26 protein-coding genes are annotated in these 21,283 nt (G+C 62.4%); 17 read left to right on the top strand and 9 right to left on the bottom strand.

Annotated elements, in window-relative coordinates:
• The first annotated feature begins 192 nt into the window (after nucleotides 1-192).
• The 5 genes from E3T46_RS05525 (at nucleotide 193) to E3T46_RS05545 (ending at nucleotide 3,909) form a co-directional block, all read left to right on the top strand.
• Nucleotides 193-747 (top strand): alpha/beta hydrolase, encoded by a 555-nt coding sequence (locus E3T46_RS05525; protein ID WP_166790174.1) that lies wholly within the window; start codon nucleotides 193-195, stop codon nucleotides 745-747.
• A 418-nt stretch (nucleotides 748-1,165) separates the two neighbouring features.
• Complete coding sequence (locus tag E3T46_RS05530) at nucleotides 1,166-1,693, top strand: hypothetical protein (protein WP_134577770.1); 528 nt, start codon at nucleotides 1,166-1,168, stop codon at nucleotides 1,691-1,693.
• 58 nt (nucleotides 1,694-1,751) lie between these two features.
• A complete protein-coding gene (locus E3T46_RS05535) occupies nucleotides 1,752-2,012 on the top strand; it encodes an SHOCT domain-containing protein (protein WP_134577771.1) in 261 nt (86 codons plus the stop codon).
• Between the two features lie 86 nt (nucleotides 2,013-2,098).
• Nucleotides 2,099-2,791 (top strand): response regulator transcription factor, encoded by a 693-nt coding sequence (locus tag E3T46_RS05540; RefSeq protein ID WP_134577772.1) that lies wholly within the window; start codon nucleotides 2,099-2,101, stop codon nucleotides 2,789-2,791.
• Nucleotides 2,788-3,909: a HAMP domain-containing sensor histidine kinase gene (locus tag E3T46_RS05545; RefSeq protein ID WP_134577773.1), complete on the top strand. Its 1,122-nt coding sequence runs from the start codon at nucleotides 2,788-2,790 to the stop codon at nucleotides 3,907-3,909. The genes E3T46_RS05540 and E3T46_RS05545 overlap by 4 nt, the downstream gene beginning before the upstream one ends.
• Nucleotides 3,910-4,473: 564 nt before the next feature.
• On the opposite strand, the gene E3T46_RS05555 is transcribed toward E3T46_RS05545, so the two are convergent.
• From E3T46_RS05555 to E3T46_RS05565, 3 genes are read right to left on the bottom strand one after another with little or no spacing between them, the layout of a single operon-like run.
• A complete protein-coding gene (locus E3T46_RS05555; protein ID WP_134577775.1) occupies nucleotides 4,474-4,959 on the bottom strand; it encodes a Dps family protein in 486 nt (161 codons plus the stop codon).
• The gene (locus tag E3T46_RS05560; RefSeq protein ID WP_134577776.1) at nucleotides 4,943-5,554 is read right to left on the bottom strand and encodes a DUF4395 domain-containing protein; all 612 of its coding nucleotides are present in this window, start codon (nucleotides 5,552-5,554) and stop codon (nucleotides 4,943-4,945) included. Before E3T46_RS05560 ends, E3T46_RS05555 begins: the two co-directional genes overlap by 17 nt.
• A 14-nt stretch (nucleotides 5,555-5,568) precedes the next feature.
• Nucleotides 5,569-5,925, bottom strand: coding sequence for a thioredoxin domain-containing protein (locus E3T46_RS05565; RefSeq protein ID WP_134577777.1), 357 nt, complete (start codon nucleotides 5,923-5,925; stop codon nucleotides 5,569-5,571).
• Nucleotides 5,926-6,050: 125 nt separating this feature from the next.
• Between E3T46_RS05565 and E3T46_RS05570 the strand changes: the two genes are divergently transcribed.
• From E3T46_RS05570 to E3T46_RS05585, 4 genes are read left to right on the top strand one after another with little or no spacing between them, the layout of a single operon-like run.
• The gene (locus E3T46_RS05570; protein ID WP_134577778.1) at nucleotides 6,051-7,430 is read left to right on the top strand and encodes an MBL fold metallo-hydrolase; all 1,380 of its coding nucleotides are present in this window, start codon (nucleotides 6,051-6,053) and stop codon (nucleotides 7,428-7,430) included.
• Nucleotides 7,430-7,744 (top strand): rhodanese-like domain-containing protein, encoded by a 315-nt coding sequence (locus E3T46_RS05575; protein ID WP_134577779.1) that lies wholly within the window; start codon nucleotides 7,430-7,432, stop codon nucleotides 7,742-7,744. The genes E3T46_RS05570 and E3T46_RS05575 overlap by 1 nt, the downstream gene beginning before the upstream one ends.
• Before the next feature lie 54 nt (nucleotides 7,745-7,798).
• Nucleotides 7,799-8,359 (top strand): rhodanese-like domain-containing protein, encoded by a 561-nt coding sequence (locus tag E3T46_RS05580; protein WP_347232611.1) that lies wholly within the window; start codon nucleotides 7,799-7,801, stop codon nucleotides 8,357-8,359.
• Nucleotides 8,356-9,120, top strand: a complete 765-nt coding sequence (locus E3T46_RS05585; protein ID WP_134577781.1) for a sulfite exporter TauE/SafE family protein — start codon at nucleotides 8,356-8,358, stop codon at nucleotides 9,118-9,120. The genes E3T46_RS05580 and E3T46_RS05585 overlap by 4 nt, the downstream gene beginning before the upstream one ends.
• Nucleotides 9,121-9,127: 7 nt before the next feature.
• On the opposite strand, the gene E3T46_RS05590 is transcribed toward E3T46_RS05585, so the two are convergent.
• Together E3T46_RS05590 and E3T46_RS05600 are read right to left on the bottom strand one after the other, a co-directional pair.
• Nucleotides 9,128-10,405: an MFS transporter gene (locus E3T46_RS05590; RefSeq protein ID WP_347232607.1), complete on the bottom strand. Its 1,278-nt coding sequence runs from the start codon at nucleotides 10,403-10,405 to the stop codon at nucleotides 9,128-9,130.
• Nucleotides 10,406-10,710: 305 nt separating this feature from the next.
• Complete coding sequence (locus E3T46_RS05600; RefSeq protein WP_134577784.1) at nucleotides 10,711-10,962, bottom strand: metal-sensitive transcriptional regulator; 252 nt, start codon at nucleotides 10,960-10,962, stop codon at nucleotides 10,711-10,713.
• 288 nt (nucleotides 10,963-11,250) lie between these two features.
• On the opposite strand from E3T46_RS05600, the gene E3T46_RS05605 reads away from it, so the two are divergent.
• From E3T46_RS05605 to E3T46_RS05615, 3 genes are read left to right on the top strand one after another with little or no spacing between them, the layout of a single operon-like run.
• Nucleotides 11,251-11,694, top strand: coding sequence for a hypothetical protein (locus tag E3T46_RS05605; RefSeq protein WP_241980480.1), 444 nt, complete (start codon nucleotides 11,251-11,253; stop codon nucleotides 11,692-11,694).
• Entirely contained in the window at nucleotides 11,678-12,205 is a 528-nt protein-coding gene (locus tag E3T46_RS05610; protein WP_134577785.1) for a hypothetical protein, read from the top strand. The genes E3T46_RS05605 and E3T46_RS05610 overlap by 17 nt, the downstream gene beginning before the upstream one ends.
• A complete protein-coding gene (locus E3T46_RS05615) occupies nucleotides 12,202-12,573 on the top strand; it encodes a rhodanese-like domain-containing protein (protein WP_134577786.1) in 372 nt (123 codons plus the stop codon). The genes E3T46_RS05610 and E3T46_RS05615 overlap by 4 nt, the downstream gene beginning before the upstream one ends.
• A 627-nt stretch (nucleotides 12,574-13,200) precedes the next feature.
• Here the strand turns inward: E3T46_RS05615 and E3T46_RS05620 are convergent.
• Nucleotides 13,201-13,581 (bottom strand): hypothetical protein, encoded by a 381-nt coding sequence (locus E3T46_RS05620; RefSeq protein WP_134577787.1) that lies wholly within the window; start codon nucleotides 13,579-13,581, stop codon nucleotides 13,201-13,203.
• On the bottom strand, nucleotides 13,578-13,856 hold the full coding sequence (locus E3T46_RS05625) for a hypothetical protein (protein ID WP_134577788.1): 279 nt from the start codon (nucleotides 13,854-13,856) through the stop codon (nucleotides 13,578-13,580). The genes E3T46_RS05620 and E3T46_RS05625 overlap by 4 nt, the downstream gene beginning before the upstream one ends.
• A gap of 190 nt (nucleotides 13,857-14,046) precedes the next feature.
• Between E3T46_RS05625 and E3T46_RS05630 the strand changes: the two genes are divergently transcribed.
• Together E3T46_RS05630 and E3T46_RS05635 are read left to right on the top strand one after the other, a co-directional pair.
• Entirely contained in the window at nucleotides 14,047-14,706 is a 660-nt protein-coding gene (locus E3T46_RS05630) for a DsbA family protein (RefSeq protein WP_241980481.1), read from the top strand.
• 2 nt (nucleotides 14,707-14,708) lie between these two features.
• Complete coding sequence (locus E3T46_RS05635) at nucleotides 14,709-15,548, top strand: cytochrome c biogenesis CcdA family protein (RefSeq protein ID WP_134577790.1); 840 nt, start codon at nucleotides 14,709-14,711, stop codon at nucleotides 15,546-15,548.
• A gap of 527 nt (nucleotides 15,549-16,075) precedes the next feature.
• Here E3T46_RS05635 and E3T46_RS05640 read toward each other — a convergent pair.
• Nucleotides 16,076-16,762: a GntR family transcriptional regulator gene (locus E3T46_RS05640; protein WP_206751478.1), complete on the bottom strand. Its 687-nt coding sequence runs from the start codon at nucleotides 16,760-16,762 to the stop codon at nucleotides 16,076-16,078.
• Nucleotides 16,763-16,907: 145 nt separating this feature from the next.
• Between E3T46_RS05640 and E3T46_RS05645 the strand changes: the two genes are divergently transcribed.
• Nucleotides 16,908-17,663: a HEPN domain-containing protein gene (locus E3T46_RS05645; RefSeq protein WP_134577792.1), complete on the top strand. Its 756-nt coding sequence runs from the start codon at nucleotides 16,908-16,910 to the stop codon at nucleotides 17,661-17,663.
• A gap of 211 nt (nucleotides 17,664-17,874) precedes the next feature.
• Here E3T46_RS05645 and E3T46_RS05650 read toward each other — a convergent pair whose 3' ends face one another.
• Nucleotides 17,875-18,498 (bottom strand): recombinase family protein, encoded by a 624-nt coding sequence (locus E3T46_RS05650; RefSeq protein ID WP_241980482.1) that lies wholly within the window; start codon nucleotides 18,496-18,498, stop codon nucleotides 17,875-17,877.
• A 468-nt stretch (nucleotides 18,499-18,966) separates the two neighbouring features.
• Between E3T46_RS05650 and E3T46_RS05655 the strand changes: the two genes are divergently transcribed.
• On the top strand, nucleotides 18,967-20,463 hold the full coding sequence (locus E3T46_RS05655) for a hypothetical protein (protein ID WP_134577793.1): 1,497 nt from the start codon (nucleotides 18,967-18,969) through the stop codon (nucleotides 20,461-20,463).
• 137 nt (nucleotides 20,464-20,600) lie between these two features.
• On the top strand, nucleotides 20,601-21,197 hold the full coding sequence (locus E3T46_RS05660; protein ID WP_134577794.1) for a hypothetical protein: 597 nt from the start codon (nucleotides 20,601-20,603) through the stop codon (nucleotides 21,195-21,197).
• Nucleotides 21,198-21,283: the final 86 nt, after the last annotated feature.

Here is a 21,283-nt window from a genome sequence, read left to right on the forward strand (position 1 = left end):
AGCACCGGTCCGCGAGACTCTTGAGTTTTCCAAAGTCGCCACAGTGCCGGCGATTCTCGGGGTTGACTGACTGCAACCGACACCACGCACATCGGGCCGTCAAAACGGCGGCTGGGTTCGGCTGTCGAGCGGAGTCGACGATCGCGGGCCGCGTCTCGTTGGCCGCGAGGTCGTGGGGAGTCGGAACCAGGCGTGGTTGCCGGCCAGCGAGCATTCTGGAGCGGCACCTACTTCCAAACTCAAGCCGATGTCGACCTCCAAGCAATAGACGTCGAGACACAAACGGATGTCGGCGCCACGCCCGCCTGGCTTCTACCGCCCCAAGGTCAGCCGTCGACTGCATGGGTCATCCATATCCACGGATTCGGGAGCACCCGTGCCGGAACCCTTCGTGGCGTACAGCTCGCCTCCGAGTCTGCTTTGACGTCGCTCGTGGTGACCGACCGAAACGACGGTGAAGGTCCCAAAGTTGGGAAGTGCCGATCTGAGCTCGGTGTGGCCGAAGTCGATGACGTACGCGCGGCCGTGGACTACGCCCGCGAGCACGGCAGCAGCACCGTCATTCTTTTGGGTTGGTCGATGGGAGCGGCCATCGCACGGCAGTTCGCCGCCGACCCCAAGCTTCGCGCCATCATTACCGGGCTCGTGCTCGAGTCGCCAATCCTCGGCTGGTTCGCGGCCATCAAAGCGCCCGGGCGGGTCTGCCCCGTTACCTCATTCGTGACCTCAGACGGTGTGAATATCTGAGGTGCTGCTCATCGCCGAGATGATCGGTCAGTTCGCCCTCGAGCGCTGACTCCAGCACCAGCTTCGTCAACTGGCCCAGCAGGCCGCTCTCGCCGGTCAGGGCGACGCCCTGCTCGTGGGCGCGGCCCACCATCTACTCCACGAGCCGCCCATCAACTACGTCATCCATCCTCTCCGTCGCCACGGCGTCTATCGCCATCAGGTCGGCACGTGCATCTATCATCTGAGTGCCTCCATTCCAGGATTACACCCAAACGTTTTCAGTCTCACTCCCGTCAGCAGGGTGGTCCCATATCGCTGGCTGACGACAGCGTTTCATCAAACCTTCACATTCTCGGAGGCTGGAGCTTCATGCGCGGTCTGCATGCTGGTGTGTAGACACCAACTTGGTGGCTGAACGTGAAAGGTGCTGAGACTAATGAAATTCAATCGGAAGAACATGACCGCTGGTATTGCGGGGCTCGGGCTTGTCGGAGCGCTTGTCACTGGCGGTGTTGCTGCCGCGCAGGCCTCCACCGGTGATGGGACGATTCCCCAGCCATCATCGACGACCTCGCCAACTGTCGGCGACCATCAGTCCGGCCACACGGCCGGCATGTCATTCGGACAGAGTTCTCCCATGATCGCGGTCGCGAGCTACCTCGGCCTGAGCCAGACGGAGCTGCAGGACCGGCTGCAGTCGGGCGAGACCCTCGCGGCTGTAGCTGAAGCTGAGGACAAATCGGTTTCTGAACTCAAGGATGCAATGGTCTCGGAGCTCAAGGCCAATCTCGACTCCAACAGCACTCTGTCCTCTGATGACAGGGAGGAAGTCACCGAACAGATGACGAGCCGCATCGACACGATGCTGGACGCGACCCACACCCCAGGTGAGGGGAGGGGCACAGGTTTGGGAATGAGTATGCACTCGGGAGCCGGAATGGGCTCTGGAATGGCGACGACCTGACCGCCGCGGACTTCCTCAGTGTCAAAAAAGGTGAACAAGAACTGAAGGAGCAGAAGAAATGATGTGGGGAAATGGTTACAACATGGCGTGGGGGTGGCCGGTAGGGCTGCTCATGCTCGTCGCAGTTATCCTTCTCGTTATCTGGATCGTGCGGGCTTTGGCGGGAGGAACGGATCGAGGTGTTTCACGCGGAGGTTCTTCAGCAGGCCGAGGGCAAAGCGGGCGGAGTCAAGCGCGTCAAATCCTCGATGATCGCTTCGCGAAGGGTGAATTGAATGAATCGGAATATCGAGAACGGTTGAAGGTGCTCGACAGGTAAGGTCTGAGGGGCCTCTCGCCGAGATTCTGGGCGTAATGCAGAGTATGTGTCTGTGGGCGGCGATAATCAGAGAAAAGAGGTGAGCGATGCAGAAAGTCCTGGTTGTTGATGACGAGGCACAAATCAGGACAGTGTTGCGCGGCTACCTGGAAGCGGAAGGGTATGAGGTAGCGGAGGCTGCGGATGGCGCAGAGGCCCTTGCAGCACTGCGCAAAGACCCTCCCCTTCTCGTGCTCCTGGACGTGATGCTGCCGGGGATCGACGGGCTGGAGGTGCTCCGGCAGTTGCGCGGCTTCAGCGACGCGTACGTGATCCTCGTCACGGCCAGGGCGGAGGAGGTCGACAAGCTCGTGGGGCTCGGCGTTGGCGCCGACGACTATGTGACCAAGCCGTTCAGCCCGCGCGAGGTGACGGCCCGAGTGAAGGCAATGCTGCGTCGTGACAATCGAGGGGACCGGACCGACGGAGATGCTCTGCTTCGTTTTAACGGGTTGTCCATCAAGCCGGCGCACCGAGAGGTCGAGGTGAGTGGAGCCTTAGTGGGGCTGTCAAGCTTGGAGTTTGACCTTCTCTCCGCACTCGCCACCGAGCCCGGGCGGGTGTTTTCCCGGGCACAACTGCTCGAAAAAGTCTGGGGCTACGATTTTTACGGCGACGAACGGGTCGTCGATGTCCACATCCGCAGTTTGCGCGCGCGACTCGGCGACGATGCTGGCGATCCGCACTTGATCGCCACAGTGCGGGGCGTAGGCTACAAGTTCGTGGCTGGGCCCAAATGAAGCTGCGTCTCTCGCTGCGCCTGTTCATCTCCTATGCCGCTGTTGCCGTGGTTGGCGGCATAGTTGCCTATCTGACGATCTCCCTGCTCGCTCCTCGACTGTTCGAGGAGCGGCTGGGCATGATGATGGAGGAGGGTGAGGGCACCGGTATGTCGATGGGGGCCATGGACGCGACAAGTGTGCGCTCAGCCTTCCTGTCCGCGCTCACGACCTCGTTGATCGTCGGCGTGCTGGCGAGCGTCATTGCAGCAGGTTTCGTGGCCGCGGCCGTCACGGGGCGACTACTGCGCCCCCTCAACGCCGTGCGTGCCGCGACAAAGCTGATCGCTGCAGGAAAGTATGGGGGCAGGGTTCCAGTCCCGTCCGAGCCGGAACTGGCAGCCCTGGCCACCGACGTCAACACGTTGGCCCAGGCCCTGGCCGATACGGAGTCGCGGCGAACCCGGCTGCTCGGTGAGGTTGCGCATGAGATGCGAACCCCGCTGACCGTCCTGGACGGCTACGTCGAGGGGCTGATCGATGGCGTGTTCATCGCCAGCCCCGATACATTCGCCTCCCTCAGTGAGGAACTGCGCCGATTGCACCGCCTTTCCGATGACCTGTCCAGCTTGTCGCGCGCCCAAGAACAGCGGCTCGATCTGCATCCAGTCGATGCGGACCTAGCTGATCTTGCTCGCCGCACAGCGAACCGGCTCGCTCCGCAATTTGAAGATTCGGGCGTGGCGTTGACACTCAATGTCGATACGCGGCTGCCCGTCCGCGTGGACGCAGACCGGATCACCCAGGTTCTGACCAACCTTTTCGGCAACGCCCTCCTCGCCACCCCGGCAGGCGGTGCAGTCACGATCACGGCTCACGGCGCCGACGGCCGTGGTGAGGTCGTCGTGATCGACACCGGAGTGGGTCTGACCGAGGAAGACACCGAGCGTGTCTTCGAGCGGTTCTATCGTGTGCCGGGACAGGCCCGCCGCTCAGCCGGATCGGGGATTGGTCTCACGATCGCTCGCGAAATCGCGCGTGCGCATGACGGGGACGTGACGGCCTCGTCGGTCGGGCCGGGGCGGGGAGCCCGCTTCACGGTCGTGATACCCCTGCGCGCCGCCGACAGATCAGGCTGAAACGGCGAAACGTTGGATCGTCCGAGCCCTGATCTGCGATAGACGGGGTAGGTATAACGAACATCGCACCCCGTCCAGCAGACCACTCCCTGGAGAGCCGATAACGGTACATTCGATCTTTCGAGAGTTAGGCGTGCTTATCGACTGCGGTCACGGTGGGGCCGCAACCGCAGTCAAGTCATCCAACTAGGTTCCATCCGAAATTAAAAAACCATCAGAAGCCGACGTTGGCGGGGTCAAGCTCAGCAACCGTCGCACATAGATTGCGCTTCACGCCGCGGGTCTCTCCAGAGATCCAGGAGCTGGTGATGAATGATCACCGCCCCGCGGTTAGCGCCCGAACAGTCGGGACCAGAACGATCCTGTTGACTTTTCCTTGACGTGACCACCCGGGCATTGCTGGCTGCGAGGTACGCCGCGCATGACCTGGTCGACGTGCTGACCACAGCCAGCCCATGTTGTCTTCTGGCAAACTTTGCAAGTTACGGCACGGCACATAAGAAATCTCCAGTCAGTGAGTTGAACTACTAATACTATACCCTAGGGGGTATATAGGGTGGTGATCTATTGCTCCGTGCCCACGATCATGCTCCGCAGCATCCACGCAGTCTTCTCGTGAGCGTCAAGACGACGCACCAGTAGATCGGTGGACACCTGGTCGGGTGCGCTCTCGGCTACGGGGAGAACGCCGCGGATGGTGCGGGCTGCGGCTTCATGAGCGGAGACGAGGCGACGGATCATCTCCGGCGCATCGGGATGATCGGTGTCTTCGCTGATGATCGAGAGCTCGACGAATTCTCGGTACGTTCCCGGCGCCGGTGCGCCCAGCGCTCGGATACGTTCGGCGATGTCGTCGACGGCGAGGGCGAGCTCGGTGTACTGGTCCATGAACATGGTGTGGAGGGAGTGGAACATGGGCCCGACGACGTTCCAGTGGTAGTTGTGTGTCTTGAGGTACACGGTGTATGAATCGGCCAGAACGCGGGAGAGCCCGTTGACGATCTTCTGCAGCTCCGCTTCGGGAATGCCGGTATCAATGCGTGTGGTCATGGGCTTCATCCTTCGTATTGGGTGACGTCGTGAGTGATTGGCGGCGCTTGGCCGCACGGGTGGGTGGTACGTAATTGCAGGTGTCGCCAGGGCAGAGCTGCGGCTTTTCTTTGGCGAAGATTCGATAGAGGCCGCAGCCGACGCAGATGCCGAAGGCCGTCTCGAGGAACAGGATACTGAGGCAGACGCCGCAGAGTACGAGTGTGACGGTGTCGCTGATACCGAAGAACCCCATCACGATGCAGGAGGTGAAGGCCATGCCCAGTCCGAGCTGCCAGGCGAGCTTCTTCTGGTCGGCGCCAACCCATTCCGGGCGTTGCTGGCGCACCATCAGCCCACCCAGCAGCAGGCTCGGCGTGTAGCGGGCGCTGACGAACAGGCGCAGCATCATGTCCACCATGAAGAGGAACGCGAACGCCCGCAGCGGGTCGAAATGGTCGATTAGGGCTGCGATCATGAACGCGACGATGCCCACCAGGAAGAGCAGACCAGCGGATGCCCGCACCGCGCGTTCGTTGAAAACGGGAATGTCGATACCGTCGACCAGTTCGCCAAATTCTGGTGCGGGGGCGGGGCTCGTGGGCGGTGCAGTCATGGGCGCTGCCGGCGTTAACGGGCGGCGATGCTGGCGCGCACGTCGTCCATGTTGAGGTTCTCGACGCCGGTGATGAGTTCTTCCAGGCTGGCCGCGTTCAGCGCCCCCGGCTGGGAGAAGACGAGCACTGAATCGCGAAAGGCCATCAGGGTGGGGATGGAGCGGATGCCAGCGGCTGCGGCAAGGCCTTGCTCAGCTTCGGTGTCGACTTTGCCGAAGGTGATCGAGGGGTGCTTATCCGACGCGGCGGTGAACGTCGGCGCGAAACTGCGGCACGGGGCGCACCAGGCGGCCCAGAAATCGACCAGCACGATCGGGCTCTCGGCGATGGTCGTGTCAAAGGTGGTCTCGGTGAGATCAATGGTAGCCATGCATCCACTGTATACCTGCCGGGGTATCTTGTATACTAAGGGGGGTATATGCGAGACTAGCGCACGTACCCATTGCACGCCTCAATTCGTGTTGGCGTGGTGGGCCCTGATTCTTGGAGGCCACGATGATTTTGACCCAGTACTACCTCGGCTGCCTGTCGCACGGTTCTTACCTCGTCGGCGACGAGACCACCGGACAGGCCATCGTCGTCGACCCGCGCCGCGACATCGACGAGTACCTCGCCGATGCAGCAGCGAACCATCTCACCATCGTTGGCGTGATCAACACCCACTTCCACGCCGATTTCGTCGCCGGCCACCTCGAGCTTGCCGCCGCCACCGGTGCCTGGATCGGCTACGGAGCACGTGCCGAAGCGGCGTACGAGATCCGTCATCTGGCCAACGGAGAGAAGATCTCCCTCGGCGAGGTCGAACTGGAAATTCTTGACACTCCCGGTCACACCTGGGAATCCGTCAGCGTCATCGTTCGGGAACACGCCGGCGACGTCGTTCCCCACGCTGTGCTCACCGGTGACACCCTCTTTATTGGCGACGTCGGACGGCCCGACCTGGCAGCCTCTGTCGGGGCGGACCCCGAGGAGCTCGCGCGCGCCTTGTACGTGTCGATCCACGAGGCCCTGCTGGCTCTGCCCGACCCGGTGCGTGTGCTCCCCGCCCACGGCGCGGGATCTGCCTGCGGCAAGAACCTCTCCGACGAGCTCGAATCCACTATCGGTGACCAGCGCCGCAACAACGCGTCGGTGCAGCCGATGAGTGAAATCGACTTCGTGACCATGATCCGCAGCGGCCAGCCCGCTATTCCCGGTTACTTCGCCGTCGACGCCATGATCAATCGCAGTGATCACGAAATTATCGGGGCCACGCGCGAACTGGCACCGCTGACCCTGACGGATGTGCGTGCATCCGTTGAACGCGGTGCGCACGTTCTCGACACCCGCACCCCCGAATTTTTCGCCCTCGGACACCTGGTCGGATCCGTCAATGTGGGACTCGACGGCCGTTTCTCCGAAACCGCTGGAATGGTCATCAAGCACGACGACACCATCGTGATCATCGCTGAGGCTGGTCGGGAGGACGAAGCCGGAATGCGGCTTGCCCGCATCGGTTTCGATCGGGTGGCCGGCTATCTGGTCGACCCGGTGCAGGCGTTCAGCGAGCTGGGCGCCGTGGCTCAGACGGGTGCACGGGTCGAGGTCGAGGAGTTCGACACTCTGCGAAGCTCCGACGCGGCAACCATCCTCGACGTGCGCAACCCCGGTGAGGTTGAGCAGGGAGCGATTCCGGGTTCCCTGCGCATTCCTTTGGCCGAACTCAGCGCACGCCACGCCGAAATCCCCGACGGCCCCGTGCTGATCCACTGTGCCGGCGGATGGCGCTCCAGCGTCGCAGCGAGCGCGCTGCGCGGCCTAGGCCATGCCGAGGTCACCGATCTCATCGGCGGCTACAACGCCTGGGCCGCCCAGCACGCCTCGGTCGGTGCCTGATGGAACTCACGCCGCGTCAGGTGTTCGACCGGATAGATTCGGTGCAGCTCGTTGACGTGCGGGAAGCTGAAGAGCTGTCCGATGGGATGATTCCCGGCGCGCAGCACATCGCGCTCGGGTTCGTGCCTTATCGGTACGAGGAGCTGGATCGTTCCCGTCCGGTCGTCGTGGTGTGCCGCAGCGGCCGGCGCAGCGCTGCCGCGGCCGATCATTTAGTGCATGCTGGATTCATGGCCGACACGATGGCCGGAGGCATGATTGAGTGGCAGGCCACCGGCTTGCCCGTCGTCGCACCGCTCCCTCACCAGAACTGAAACGGATCCACAATCTCTAGCACCACGAGTATCGCCAGTCCTTCTTCATCCCCGATCGCGGCCGGCGAATTCCATACCTGGGTACACCGCCACGACGACCTCATGATTATCGACGTGCGGGATAGCGCCGAATTTGAAACGCGGCACATCCAGAGTTCCTACCACGTGCCACTGCACCTGCTCCGAGCACATGCCGACGAATTCGCGGCCCAGATGGGGACCCGGGTGGTTTTAGTGTGCCAGTCGGGTCGGCGTGCCGAGGAAGCCCGCAAGACTCTCGACGCAGCTGGCCTGACTAGTGCTCGGGTGCTGACGGGTGGTGTAGCGAGCTATGTCGCCGTCGGCGGTCAAATCGTCACTGGCCGCACCACCTGGGCCATGGATCGGCAGGTGCGAATATCAGCTGGCTCGCTCGTGCTGGCGAGCGTGCTGGCTGGCCGGTTCATCGCTCCGCAATTTCGACTCATCGCCGGAGTGATCGGTGCGGGGCTGACCATCTCGGCCGCCACCAATAGTTGCACTCTGGGCCGAATCCTTTCGTGGATGCCGTGGAACCGTCCGGTTTCCGAACCCACGGCCGCTGAGGCCCTCGCACAGTTGGCGCCGCGCGCATGATTCTGATGGCGCTGCTTCTCGGCGTGATCGTCGGAGCACTGCTCGGCCTGGTCGGCGGGGGCGGATCGATCCTCGCTGTCCCGGCATTGGTCTATGGCGTCGGCCTGCCGCTCGAGGAAGCGATCCCGACCTCGCTGATCGTGGTGGGTGCAGCTTCCGCGGTCGCCGTGATTCCTCGACTGCGCACCGGTGTGAACTGGCGCCTGGCGGGTATCATAGGCGCGGCCGGAATTCCGACGGCCTACCTCGGAACCCTCGTGAACAGGATGGTCGACCCTCAGATCCTGCTCGTCGCCTTCAGCGCGATCATGGTCATCGCTGGCGTGCGGATGTTTATGGCCACTCCCGCGGCATCCGGACCGTGCGCCCTGCCCGGTGGCGGAACGCGGTGGCGCAGCTGCCTGCCGCGCGCACTGGCGACCGGCGCCGTGGTCGGATTCTTGACTGGACTGCTTGGGGTTGGCGGCGGATTCCTCATCGTTCCCGCACTTGCCCTCGTGCTCGGACTCCCGATGGCTGTCACAATCGGGACGTCGCTGGTGATCATCGTCATCAATTCAATCGCCGGCTTCACCGCACATCTCAGCGACGTGCAGATCGATTGGGCGGTCACGGGCGCCTTCGCCGGGACCGCCATGCTGGCGTCCCTCATCGCCGGACGACTTGGCCGGAGGCTGTCTGACCGCGTCCTGAAACGCGGCTTTGCGGTGCTCGTGCTCGCCGTCGCGGTCTGTGTTGTCGTGCGGGCATTCGTCGGTTAGCGGGCCGTCAGCTCTGGTCACGCGCCAGGCGCCGCGCCGACCACGCCACAACGATGAAGACCAACAGCATGGCGGCGAGGCCGAGACCGGAGTAGCCGGCCAGGGCGAGGATTGGTCCGGCCACAGCTCCACCGAGCGCGCCGGCCGCGTTCATGGACAGGTCTGAGAAGCCTTGCAGTGAGGAACGATCCGTCACCTCCACTGCTTCAGAGACCAGGGCGGACCCAGCCACAACGGATGCTGACCAGCCGAGACCGAGAAGGATCAGGCTGACCGTCATTGGGGTTTGTGAGCCGTCGCCGAGCCAATTAATCGTCAACGCGGCCAGAAGCATCGCCTGCCCGCCCAGAATGACCGGGATCCGGCCGACCCGGTCGGACAGCGCGCCGAAAACAGGAGAGAGCGCGTACATGCCCGCGACGTGCAGGCTGATGGTCAACCCGACAATGCTCAATGAGGCGCCGTGGTCGCGCAGGTGAACCGGAGCCATCGACATGAGCGCCACCATGGTGGCGTGGCTGAGGGCGATGGCAGTGACTGCGAAGCGTGCCTTCGGGGTATTGCGCAGAATCGCGAGGCCGCCCCGGGCGGCTCGGCCCGCGTCTGGCCCGGCGCTGCGGGCTGACAGCGCTGTCAGCAGCGGGTCCGGGCGCAGCCCCCAGGCGTAGACGACAGCGGCGGTGAGCGTCGCCAGCAGGGAGAAGACGAAAGCACCGGTCATCGGCGGAAGTCCAAGTGCTGACCCGACAACCTCGCCCGGACCGAAAAGATTAGGTCCGAGAACGGCGCCGATGGTCGTAGACCAGACCACCACAGACAAGTCCCGGCCGCGGAACTTCGGCACCGCGAGGTCGGTGGCAGCGAATCGCGCCTGCAGATTGGTGGCCGAACCCGCGCCGAGGAGCATCAAGGCCAACAGCAGCAGCGGAAAGATATTGATTGACACCGCCGTGATCGCCAGGGTGGCGCCAACCCCGGCGGTCAGGGAACCGGTAGCAAGGGAGATACGCCGCCCGCGAGCTTGCGCCATTCGGGCCAAGGGAACCGCCACGACGGCGGCGCCCAAGGTGCTCATCGTGGCGGCCATACCCGACCAGGCGCTGGATCCCGAGAGCTCGGCCGCGAGCAACGCGCCGAGGGACAGCGTGGCTCCCATACCGACTCCGCCGAGGATCTGCCCCGCGACGAGAACGCGGACGACTCTCTTTTGAAGCTTTTCGTGCGGCTCTGCCTCACTCGGCGCGTTGCCAGCCGTTGCCGGCAACGCGGTTGAGGTCGGGTTCAAGATCTGAACGACGCGCGAAACGCGGAGCCCCGAAGAGGCTTACCGGCCAACGGGGCAAGAAGGCAAAAGTCTAAGGTGCCTGCAGCTAAGAATACGAGTCCGAGGGCAGCCAGCAACGCCCACCATCCGCCGAGCACGAGTCCGACAATCACGAGGACTGCGCCGGCGGTGGCGCGCGCCCACCGGCCCTTGGTTGAGCTGAGGAAGACGAGAAGAGTCATTGTGTACTCCAGTGTTGATGTGTGTAGCTGTGGGACGCCCCCTGAAAAATTCGGGGCTGGGGGTTGCGAGGAGTTCGGCGCGCGTTAGGCGAGGGAGAGGAAGAGCTTCTCGAGTTCGTTCACGCTGAGCTGATTGGGTCCCCCGCCCGATCCGTCATCGATGAGACATTCCTTCATCGCTGACGAAATGATCGTGAAACCTGCCCGGTCGATGGCGCTGGAAACGGCGGCCAACTGGGTGACGACGGCACGACAGTCGGCGCCGGCTTCGACTGCGGTGATCACAGCACCCAGCTGCCCCTGTGCACGCCTGAGACGATTGAGTGTCTTGCGCAGGTCGTCGCCGACCTGCGCAGTGGGGCGGTCAGTCCCATTGTGTGCTCCTGATTGTAGGCGGATGCGTGGCGGGTTTGCCAGAATGGATTATACCCCATAGGGTATCATAAGACCACGGTCTGGCACCAAGCGTCCCACGATGAAACAGCAAATGAGGCTATTCGAATGCGTGACCAGCGATCCACTGCCGACGATGACTCCCCATCGATGCTTGCCGCGTGGCGGCTCACGCTTACAGGCCTCGGCCGCGACTTGCGGCGCTGGCCCGCGCGCCGGTGGTGGGTTGCCGTGGCAACAGCACTTTTCACGGTGGTATTTATCGCCGTACCGACGGACTTGATCGATACTCCAGTATTTGCCCGAGAAGTGCCGCCGACCGTGTGGTCATGGCCGGTACTCGTCCTGAGCGCGGTCCTGGCCGGCCTGGTGACCGCAACGTATGTTGCGCACCCGGCAGGCGCGGCGCCTGAACGGGCAGCTGGACGTTTGGGGATGGCGGGGTGGTTGGTGACGTTTTTCGCGGTGGGATGCCCCGTGTGCAACAAGCTTGTCCTCCTGGCGCTGGGAACGACCGGGGCCATGCAATTCTTCGAGCCGATCCAGCCGTACCTGGCCGCTGCATCCATAGTGCTGCTCGGCTGGGCGCTGTATGCCCGCATGACACGCGAGTACTCGTGTCGTCTCCCTGCTCCGACGGACGTACCGGTGGAGTCTCATGACCGTGCTCACTGACCTGGCATCCTGGAACGCTCGCCGTTGGATGATCGCAGCAGCCGTTGCCACCGCGGCGTTCATTGCCCTCGCTTCCGGTTTTGCACCAGCGCTGGGCGGTTCCGGCACCACGCCGTGGTGGACGCTTGCCGTCACCGCCGTCGGATCCGGCTTGATCGGGCTGATCGTGTCCAGCTATATCGGCACGCCCATCGGTGCCGACGCCACACTCTGCGATACACGGTGGCCCGGATTGGGGCTGATTGCGCTGTATCTGACCACCGAAGTGCGCTCGCTCGACCCGGTCATCACCGGGGCCGCACGCCCTATCCTTGCAGCCGCGGCCGTCGGCCTGCTGGTGTGGGCGCTGAGCGAACGGCTGGCCAGCGAACACCGGGCCACCGCCAGGCTGGGATCGTCAGAATCCGGCGATGGCGACGTCTGCACCACCTGCACACCCCTGTTCCCACGCGCACGCACAACCACCCCAAACGACTACGCCCAGCCCTCACGTCAGGACACCCAGCCATGAAGAAAACCCTCACCATCCTCAGCCTCGCCGTGCTGGCCCTAGTAGGCCTGAGCGCGTGTGCCACCCCGGCCGCAGCACCCTCCATCAGCGTCGCGCCCGATACCGTCATCGTCGACGTTCGAACCGCCGCCGAATACACCGGCGGACACCTCCAGGACGCGATCAACATCGACGTGCAGTCTGCAGACTTCGACACGCTCATCTCAGCGCTGCCCACTGAGGGGGACTACATCATCTACTGCGCCAGCGGCAACCGGTCCGCCGTCGCCGTGCAGCGCATGACCGACCTCGGCTTCACCTCCCTGACCGACGCCGGCGGGGTCACCGACGCCGCCACCGCCACCGGACTGGCCGTCGTTGTCGACTAGAAATCTCCCCGGTGGATAGCCTTGAAGATACCCTAGGGGGTATACTGAGAACTTCAGTTCACACAACAAGGAGTCACTATGTGCAGTCCCATGCGATGCGACAACTGCGGAAAGATAACCTGGACCGGCTGCGGCATGCATGTCGACGAGGTTATGGCCGATGTCCCGACGAGCCAGCAGTGCACCTGCGCCACCGGCTCGAACTCCTAGCCATCATCGCGGCCGCCGGACACGCGACCCGCAGCTGATGGACCTGCACGGTCTGGAGCTGCGGGAACGCGACGCCCGACTGCGGCTGGCCGGCGCCACTAATGGTTCTTCCCTCTGTCGTCCGCAGTCGCTTTCTGGCATCGGACCGCAATCGGTCAAGTATCTCGAAGGCGCCGCCGCGGCGCTGACCGAGGTGCGCCGTGCTGTGCGGTGCAACGCCCACACTGTTCCGTCCAATTGCAGTGTGTCCGCAGTTGTCCACTCTGCGCTCGAGCGATGGGTCGCGCAGACACTGTTGCCAGCTCGGTCGGGAGCGAAGTGGTCAGAGTACCTCGCGGGTGGAATCGGTGCACTCCGCGACATTCACCCTCCTGGGCGGACCTGACCCGGCGTGCAGCCGGTGACCTGGAGCAGGGCTCAGATGCGAATGTAGGCCCAGCCGTCGAGTTGTCGCTGGGTCAGGAACACCACCGCAGCGGGCACGTGGTGGACGCCCGAAGCGAGATTGGTCGGTTCCACATCAACCGAGCGCAGGCTGTTTCCACAAGCCACGACGGAGACACCCGGCAAGGTCACCACGGTGCCAATGTCATCATTGAGCCCGGCGGCGGCTGCGACAAACTGAACGGCTCGCCCCTGAATTACCAGGACAATCGTGCTCGGAGAGCCAAACCCGTGATGCGCGTTGCGAGCGACCTGCAGACCGGTCGTGACCGACGCCTCATCCGAGCCGAACACGTGGAGGAGAAGTCGGGGGCGGCGGTTCGGGGCGGTGTTCTCGTCCGAGGCGGCGGTCACGCGTTGACCTGGTTCAGCAGGGGGATAATCAGCACCGTCGCGGCGACGGCGCGGTATACCGCCGCGATGACAACCGCGCGCCGGTAAAAGCGTCGATGCGAGGAGCGGGGCGGTGAGCCCCAGAGCTCTGCGTGGAGGCAGAGCCGTCGCGCCTCATTGACGATCCGGGCAACTTCGGCATCGTCCAGATCGAGGTGCCCTTCGTCGGTGTGGGCAATGATCTGCTTGGCCTCGACAAGAGTCAGCGGAGAAGCGACGACAGCGTGAAGCATCATGAACTCATTTCAATCAGTCGGCCGGGAATGCATCCGGACCCGGAGGGTGAGACGCGGGAGTTTCCCTTTCCATCCTAATGTGCGTACATTTGATGGGGTGCCGACACAACAGAACGCTCCAAAAATTAGTCCGGTTCGACCCAAGGGGCGGCGCCGACGCACGGTCCTGCTGATTCTGGGGGCGTTGGCGGTGGTCGCGGTCGTCATCGTTGGAGTGGTTGCTCAACAACCATCCGGGGACTCCTCGTCCGCTATCGCCGACGAACAATCAGGGGAGAACAATGGCGAACAGACGCTTGATCTCGCCCGACGGATCGACGGCGAGGTCACCGCTGTGGGAGAGGTTGATGCCCCTGTCGTCCTCGTCGAGTACGCGGACTTCCGGTGCCCGTTCTGTGGCGTGTTCGCGCGCGACACCCTCCCCGTTCTCATCGAGGAATACGTCGACAGCGGCCAGATGCGAATCGAATGGCGAGATCTCCCGGTATTCGGAGACGAATCTGTCGCGGCAGCCGTTGCTGCCCGCGCGGCCGGCGAACAGGGCTACTTTTGGGAGTTCGCCGAGGTCGTGTTCGCGGGCGCCCCGGAACGCGGTCACGTAGCTTTGCCGCCGGAGCGTCTCTTGGAGATCGCGACGGAAATCGGCGTCCCCGACCTCGACAAGTTCGTTGCTGATCTCGACAGTGCCGAGATCCTCGCCGCTGTGCAGATTGACGCGTCTGAGGCGCAGTACCTCGGCATCGCCAGCACGCCGCTCTTTGTGGTGAATGAAACTCCCATTTCCGGCGCCATGCCGGTGCAGGTCTTCCGGGACACGATCGATAGCGAGCTGGCAAAGGTCGGACACTAAGCATGGATATCGGTTATGCCGGGGCCCTGATCGGGGGGATGCTGACACTGCTCAGCCCCTGCTCGGTCATGCTCCTGCCAGCATTCTTTGCCTACGCGTTCGCCAAGCCGTCCGAATTGCTTGCGCGGACCGGATTGTTCTATCTGGGGCTCATCACCACCCTGGTGCCCCTGGGCGTTCTCGCCGGAACGGTGGGCGTTTTCGTGACTCAGAATCGCACGGTCTTCGTCGGAATTGCCTCACTGCTCGTGGTGATAATGGGTATCATTCAGATCTCGGGGCTGCGCTTCCCCGCCTTCACCCGTGGCAGTGCAGCGGAAGGCACCTCGGCCGTGTCGGTCTATCTTCTCGGGGCTGTCTACGGAGTCGCCGGAGTGTGTGCGGGGCCCATCCTCGGGTCGGTGCTCACTGTGGCCGCTCTTGGCAGCAACGCCGTGTACGGGGGAGTCCTGCTGGCGATCTACGCGCTCGGCATGGCAGCGCCCCTGATCGTGCTCGCCCTGTTGTGGGACCGATTGTCACTGGGCAAGAGTCGTTGGCTGCGCCCGCGGATGCTCACTATCGGTCGATGGGAGAATTCGTGGTTGATGATCGTTTCGGGGATCCTGTCAATCCTGATCGGAATCTTCCTGTCCCTCACCGACGGTACCGCGAGCCTCGGCGGAGTTTTAACTATCGGAGATCAGTTCGCCACCGAGGCCTGGGTACTCGATATGTCCTCGCTCGTGACCAATCTTGGATTCGGGATCGCCGCGATCGTCGTGCTGGGCCTCATCGCGCTCGCCTACGCGGCTCGGAACCGTCGCACACGCCGGGAGCGAGTACCTCAACGGGAAGAATGAGGCGCTGCCGGCGCCGCATCCGCCACGCTCGCTAGCGTTGTGCCGACGACGTGTCGCAGGGAGATGTCGTTTTTCTTGACTGGGTCGATAGCGCGGGTGACACTGTCGTGAGCGCACACAACGTCAGAACGGACGCTAGGCTCGCGGAGTTTTTCGGGCACCTGACCGGACCGTCCATCGTTGACGAGTCATCAGAAAACCTCGCCGTGTCCTCATTCCGTCCAACGGATGGGGCCACGATGCCCACCGCGATTAATCCGGGCTCCGGAACGCTGTGGAAGCAGGTTCTGGAGAGCGACACGACCCGGTATCGGCCTCTGACAGAGTTATCTACCTTCGTGGCGGGTAGGAAACGTTACGATCAGCTGGTCCGACGGCCACCAGCAGCAGCGCGGTCAGGAACGAATTCCGATGGCTGTTCTCCCTAACGGAACCGGACTCTTTTCCACCGGAAAACCCTACGAGTACGTCCTGGCCAGCCTTCAGCTCAACGGACTTAGGGCTGAGTGCTGTTAACGACTAAACCATCAACGGGGTGAGAAAGATGTGGTGACTGCGAAACGGTCGCCGCGCACGACAGTCTCCCGCCATTCCACTGGACGCCCCGCAGCGCGACCACACCGTTCAATGAAGAAAGCGGCAGCGCCGACCGGGCATTCAAGAACTCGCGCCTGTTCGGCGTTGACGGCAATCGCTGTCAGTGTTTCCTGTCCGCCGTCGAGAGTAATGCCACACCGGAGCGTCAGCTCCTGGTATAGGGCAGTGTTGCTGAAATCGACGTTGAGAAGACCTGCCGCGCGATCGGCAGGCAGCCAGGCGCTGTCAACCGCAATAATGTCGTCATCAGCGAAACGACGGCGCTCAATATTGACTAATGAGGCGTCGCCGGGAAGATCGAGCCGGTCAGCAATCCGCGCGTCGACACGGATCTCGCATCGGATCAACTCACTACGCTGCCTCATCCCAGAAGCCTCAACTGCCGCAAACAAGCTATACACGGGACCAAAGCGATGCTCCCCGCCATGGTTGACGTGCACCATCGGGCGCTTGCCCCGACTCGATGACACCAGCCCCTCTCGACGCAGAGGGTTCAGCGCAAGTCGAACGGTGCTGCGGCTCACCTGATATTCCGTGGTTAGTTGAATTTCCCCGGGGAACGTGTCCGCGAATTCGCCCGAGGCTATCCGGTTGAGAATGTCGTCACGGACGCTCAACCAGAGTGACTGACCAGGTACTCTGGCCAGTCGTGCCCGGTCTGCTTCAGCTGCAGTTGACATGTGAGTCACGCTTCTCCTCGGGCAATATGGTGCGCCCAAATGCAATTATCCCTCGCACACACGCGGCTCCACTCAGTCGGTCATGGAGAAGACCGGCGAGCCAACACCGGGGGAGCTCCGACTCTACGCCCAGAGCGTGTCACGGCCAGAAGGACCGCTTCTGGAATGGGGTTTGCTACATCGCCGTGGGCACTGGGATCTGGAGGCACAGCTGCCTGTGCTATTCACCTTCGTTCGTACCCACCGTTCGGCAGTCGACCAATACGTCAGCTACAAAAACGTCCCGGGATGCACGTGGCAAATGCGATTCGCGGTTCTCTACCAGATCATCGAGACGCTCGACCGGGCGCTGAATCCTGATCCGCCGAAGACCGAGGCTCAACAAGCAGCCGCAGCCGCGATTCAAAAAGTCGTTGCGCAGGAACCAATGCTCATGCCGTTTACCGAGGAATTACAATCCGCAATCCAACATGTCCAAGTGAAAAGCCTCGCTCAACGCCTGAGTCGACTTGACCAGCAGGCAAACGGTTTTCTCTCCGCCGAGCTTTCCGACAAGTCCTGGAAGAACGATCTCGCGGCACTACGGAACATTGTTGCGCACGGACTCGAAGCGTCGCAAGAACTGGTCACAGATCGCGGCCCATTGTGGACGGGCCCGCAGTTCATCGAGTTGCTATTCGAAGTCCGTATCTTGATGGAACTCGGCTTCGCGCCACAGCGTGTCGCGAAGGTACTTCGGGAAACCGCGCGATGGTATGGGCGAATCACCGCGCTCAAGGAGAACCTTTCGGCGATCAACGCGATGATCCAACGATCGCGCGAGAGGCAGCAATCATAATAACAACCGATTCATGGAACAACTTTGGCCACGTTCACCGTCGTCGCGCTTTACCGTTCTTCCTCCAAGGGGTCCCGCTCCGGTGCGCGGCCCGTGCAGCGGACAGATGAACGAGGGGCGCATGCCCGCCGGTCTCGAACGGCGCAGGTTCTCAGTCGCGGCCGCACTCTGTACGCGAGCGGTACGCATCGTCGGCAGGCTCGACCACCGCTCAGGAGCAGCCCTGCTCGGCATACTTCCCTGAGCCGTTAAGCGCGGCGTAGAGCGTCTGGCGCGACACCCCGAGGTCCCGGGCCACCAACGCTTTCGGCACTCCAGCGTCGATCCGCTCGCGTGCCACTGCGATCTGTTGCCGTGCGAGCTTCGGAGCTTTCTCGTAGGTGCCGTTCCGCTTGGCGATGGCAATACCCTCTGCCTGCCGCTCGCGGATGGTCTTGCGCTCCAACTGAGCGATTGCGGCGAGAACCGTGAGCATGAATTCACCTTGAGGGGTGTCCGAATTCAAGGCGGGGTTGTCAACGAACTCCAGAGCGACGCCCTTCGCCTTGAGCTGTTCGACGAGTGCGAGAAGGTCGGTCGTCGAACGCGCCAGGCGGTCTGGCGACTTCACGCGCACCTTGTCGCCATCGCGCACGTACGTGAGCATCTCCTGGAGCTGCGCTCTGTCGTGGGCATTCTTGCCCGAAACCTTCTCGGAGAACATCTTGTCCACCGCGCCGAGCGCTTCGACCTGGCGTGCTTCGTTCTGGTCGGCGGCGCTAACGCGCACGTAGCCGACTACCTGCCCCTTGTGTCCAGTCATGCTTTGTATCCCGCGTCGCTTCTGTCCAATCATATCGGCAGCCCACCCTGATTGACGGGATTTTGATGCATTCTTGAAATGCTCAATTGGGTACACCTTGATGGACAGACGAGGAGGCGATCCTCGCGCCACCCAGTGGGGAGTCGCAAAAAAGCAACGGCTAGCTGCCTTGTCACCAAAGAACACGGGGAACAAAGTTCCTGCGCCAGATCGCGGCCTAGCAGGTGCACGGCTCACGTGTTCCGGGACTGGCCAAGGGTGAGACGCACCACACACCGTGGTGTCGCGGGTTCAATTCCCGCTCCCGCTACAGGCCCTTTGATCAGGAATTCTCTTGGTGGCAAGGCCTTTTTCTTCTATCGGATTTCACTCAGCTCCGTTCTAGACTCCGGGCTAGGTCTGAGTTTCGGGCAAAGCTCCATTGCGCGAGCCCTCGCCCCCTGCCTCGAGCACCCGTTTGACGATCCCACATGCCCGCGTGAGTAGGGGCGCAGAAATGCGATGCTCGAAGAGAGAACGGCGGACGGTATTGAGGTGCAGGATTGCCAAATGATTCCTATGAGGGTGTCCAAGTCTGATACCAATTCGACCCGTGCCTTATATGAAGGAGACCGGGTAAAACGCGACCTGCTCATCATCATCGACGCCGACACAGTGCGGGGCGATCCCGAGGGCACGAAGGCAAACGATCTTCTCCTTGGTCTCGCAACGTATGAGCACGTCAAAATGTATCGGTACGCTGACGATGGTCCGCCTCCCGGTACACCAACTCTCGAACCTGAATTCTGGGAGCCATCGGCAATCGGCTGGCTGGTCTCCAAGGAAAGTGATCCGGAGGGGCTAACGTCCCACACCGTCACTTATTCAGACGGACATCACATAACGAACTCCGCCATCGTCGGCGGACTGGTGCCGCGCTTTGCCCAAAAGGTAGGAAGTGCGAGCGCGGGGGTTTTAGCCGAGCAACTTGAGCGGGATTCGTTGATGTTGATGGCAGCGAGTGAAATCGGTGCAGACATTTTGGTTACTGCCCGGCCCACGCTCCTCTCCGCGCGCCCTTTCGAAACGCCAGAAACGATCACCGTTGCCTCGCCCGCTGAGGCGATTCCAATGCTCGGCCTGTACGTCCGATCTAGGGGTGATTATGTCGCCACTAAGACTGCTCGGGTCGCGATTACCTTCAACAAGGGGCTGTACTGGCAGCGGTCGTCTGAGCTTTACATTCCCAACCTCCTGAACGTGACGGCGCGAACTGAGCAACTGGCTCAGGCAACGGGAACTCCCACTTTGGGACTGCTTGCATTTGCCGTTCAGCGCAGGCTCGCACGCGTGTTTGAAAGGCGAGATGGGATTTGGCGTCTCATCGATCAGAAGCAGGACCGTGACATAGCGGAAGACACGCTCACGGCTGTTGATGCGCTGCTGACGTTCCTCATGAGCGCGTCTGATGCACTCGCGAAGGTAGCTGATGGGGTCCTCGTCACGAACATTGCGCCCAAGCTTGTCGCTTGGCAGAGGGGGGACTGGCTAAGAGCCATCACAAAGAAGGATGCCGAACTTGGTGCACTCTTCGACGCTTCAGCTCAACCCGCGCAAGCACTTAAGGTTCTCCGCCTTCTCAGGAACTGCATCCACGACGAGGGCCTAGATGCGGTCGCAGTCCAAGCATCGAGTCGCACACGGGAAACGTGGATCGTCCTGCCCGCCTCGCAGGCCGCGGATATCACGGACGCGATGATCAAGCTCGAACCACTCGAGACATGGGGTGTCCACGACGGACTAGATGGCTCGCGCTATGCAGAAGTCGGCCCACTGATCGAAACGCTATTAGTTGGAACGCTGGCCGCGCTCAGCTCAGCAATAGATCGCTTGGCTGAGATTTTGGAAACCAGGACAACCACTCCCAACTTTGGCCCAGAGTCACAATTCAATGAAGCTCTCCTGTCCCTGCACATGCAATGGCAGGTCGGCCTTGGAGAGCCTTGGCCCGACCTCTAGCGAACGGTTCCGCATTAATCTTGGGAGATGATCCGGGGCCGATCGGGCTGAGCATCAGCATCTCGCCTAGTCATGCGACGCCGCACGTCGAGACGGCCGGCCCTGTCAGCTTCGGAACATCAGGCAAGATATTGGGTATGACTGGATCCCTCGGAGCGAACACCAAGGAACAGCTGCAGGGAATCGCTGATGCTGTCGCTGTCGCTATCGGCGGGCAGTCGCAGTGCATCACGGGCGTTGCCCTCCTATGCGAGGTTGCCAAGCACTTCGGTTACGACTTGAGGCCACGCGCCGTGTCGATGGCCGGCGCCTCCAAGGTGACGGGGGCTTCCGTTGTGACAGGGTCGATCGCCCAAAAGTTCCTACGTGAGCACGGCGGAGCGGCGGAGGTTTTCGACTGCGTCGGAGCGCCGCCCGACGGTTCGGAGTTCGAACGGGCTGGGCACCTCGTCGCTATGCTTGAGTGGCCGACCATGCTCATCGACCCAACATTTCAGCAGTTCATGGCTGCCGGATTGCCCAATGCCACCCCTGTCGTGGAGATAGCGCCGGGGGAGGGAGAGATCTTACTTGAGGATGACCGCTTCCAGGCGGTGTACCTCTTCGATGACGAGAACCGAGGTTGGCAGGCCGACTTCGAGAAGGTGCGGGCGGTTTCGAGAGAGGTGGGGCTCGACATTGCGAACCACCTCAAGGCAGGAAACGCGCCTCACACCCACGACGTGCGCCTTTGAGCGCCGGCCCGCGACTCGGGAGCACGTCAATGATGCCAACGCATACAGCTTTCAGTGGAGCCGACCCGCACACAGTGCAACGAATT

It is taken from the genome of Cryobacterium sp. Hh11 (genome assembly GCF_004404045.1).
GTDB classification, from domain to species: domain Bacteria; phylum Actinomycetota; class Actinomycetes; order Actinomycetales; family Microbacteriaceae; genus Cryobacterium; species Cryobacterium levicorallinum.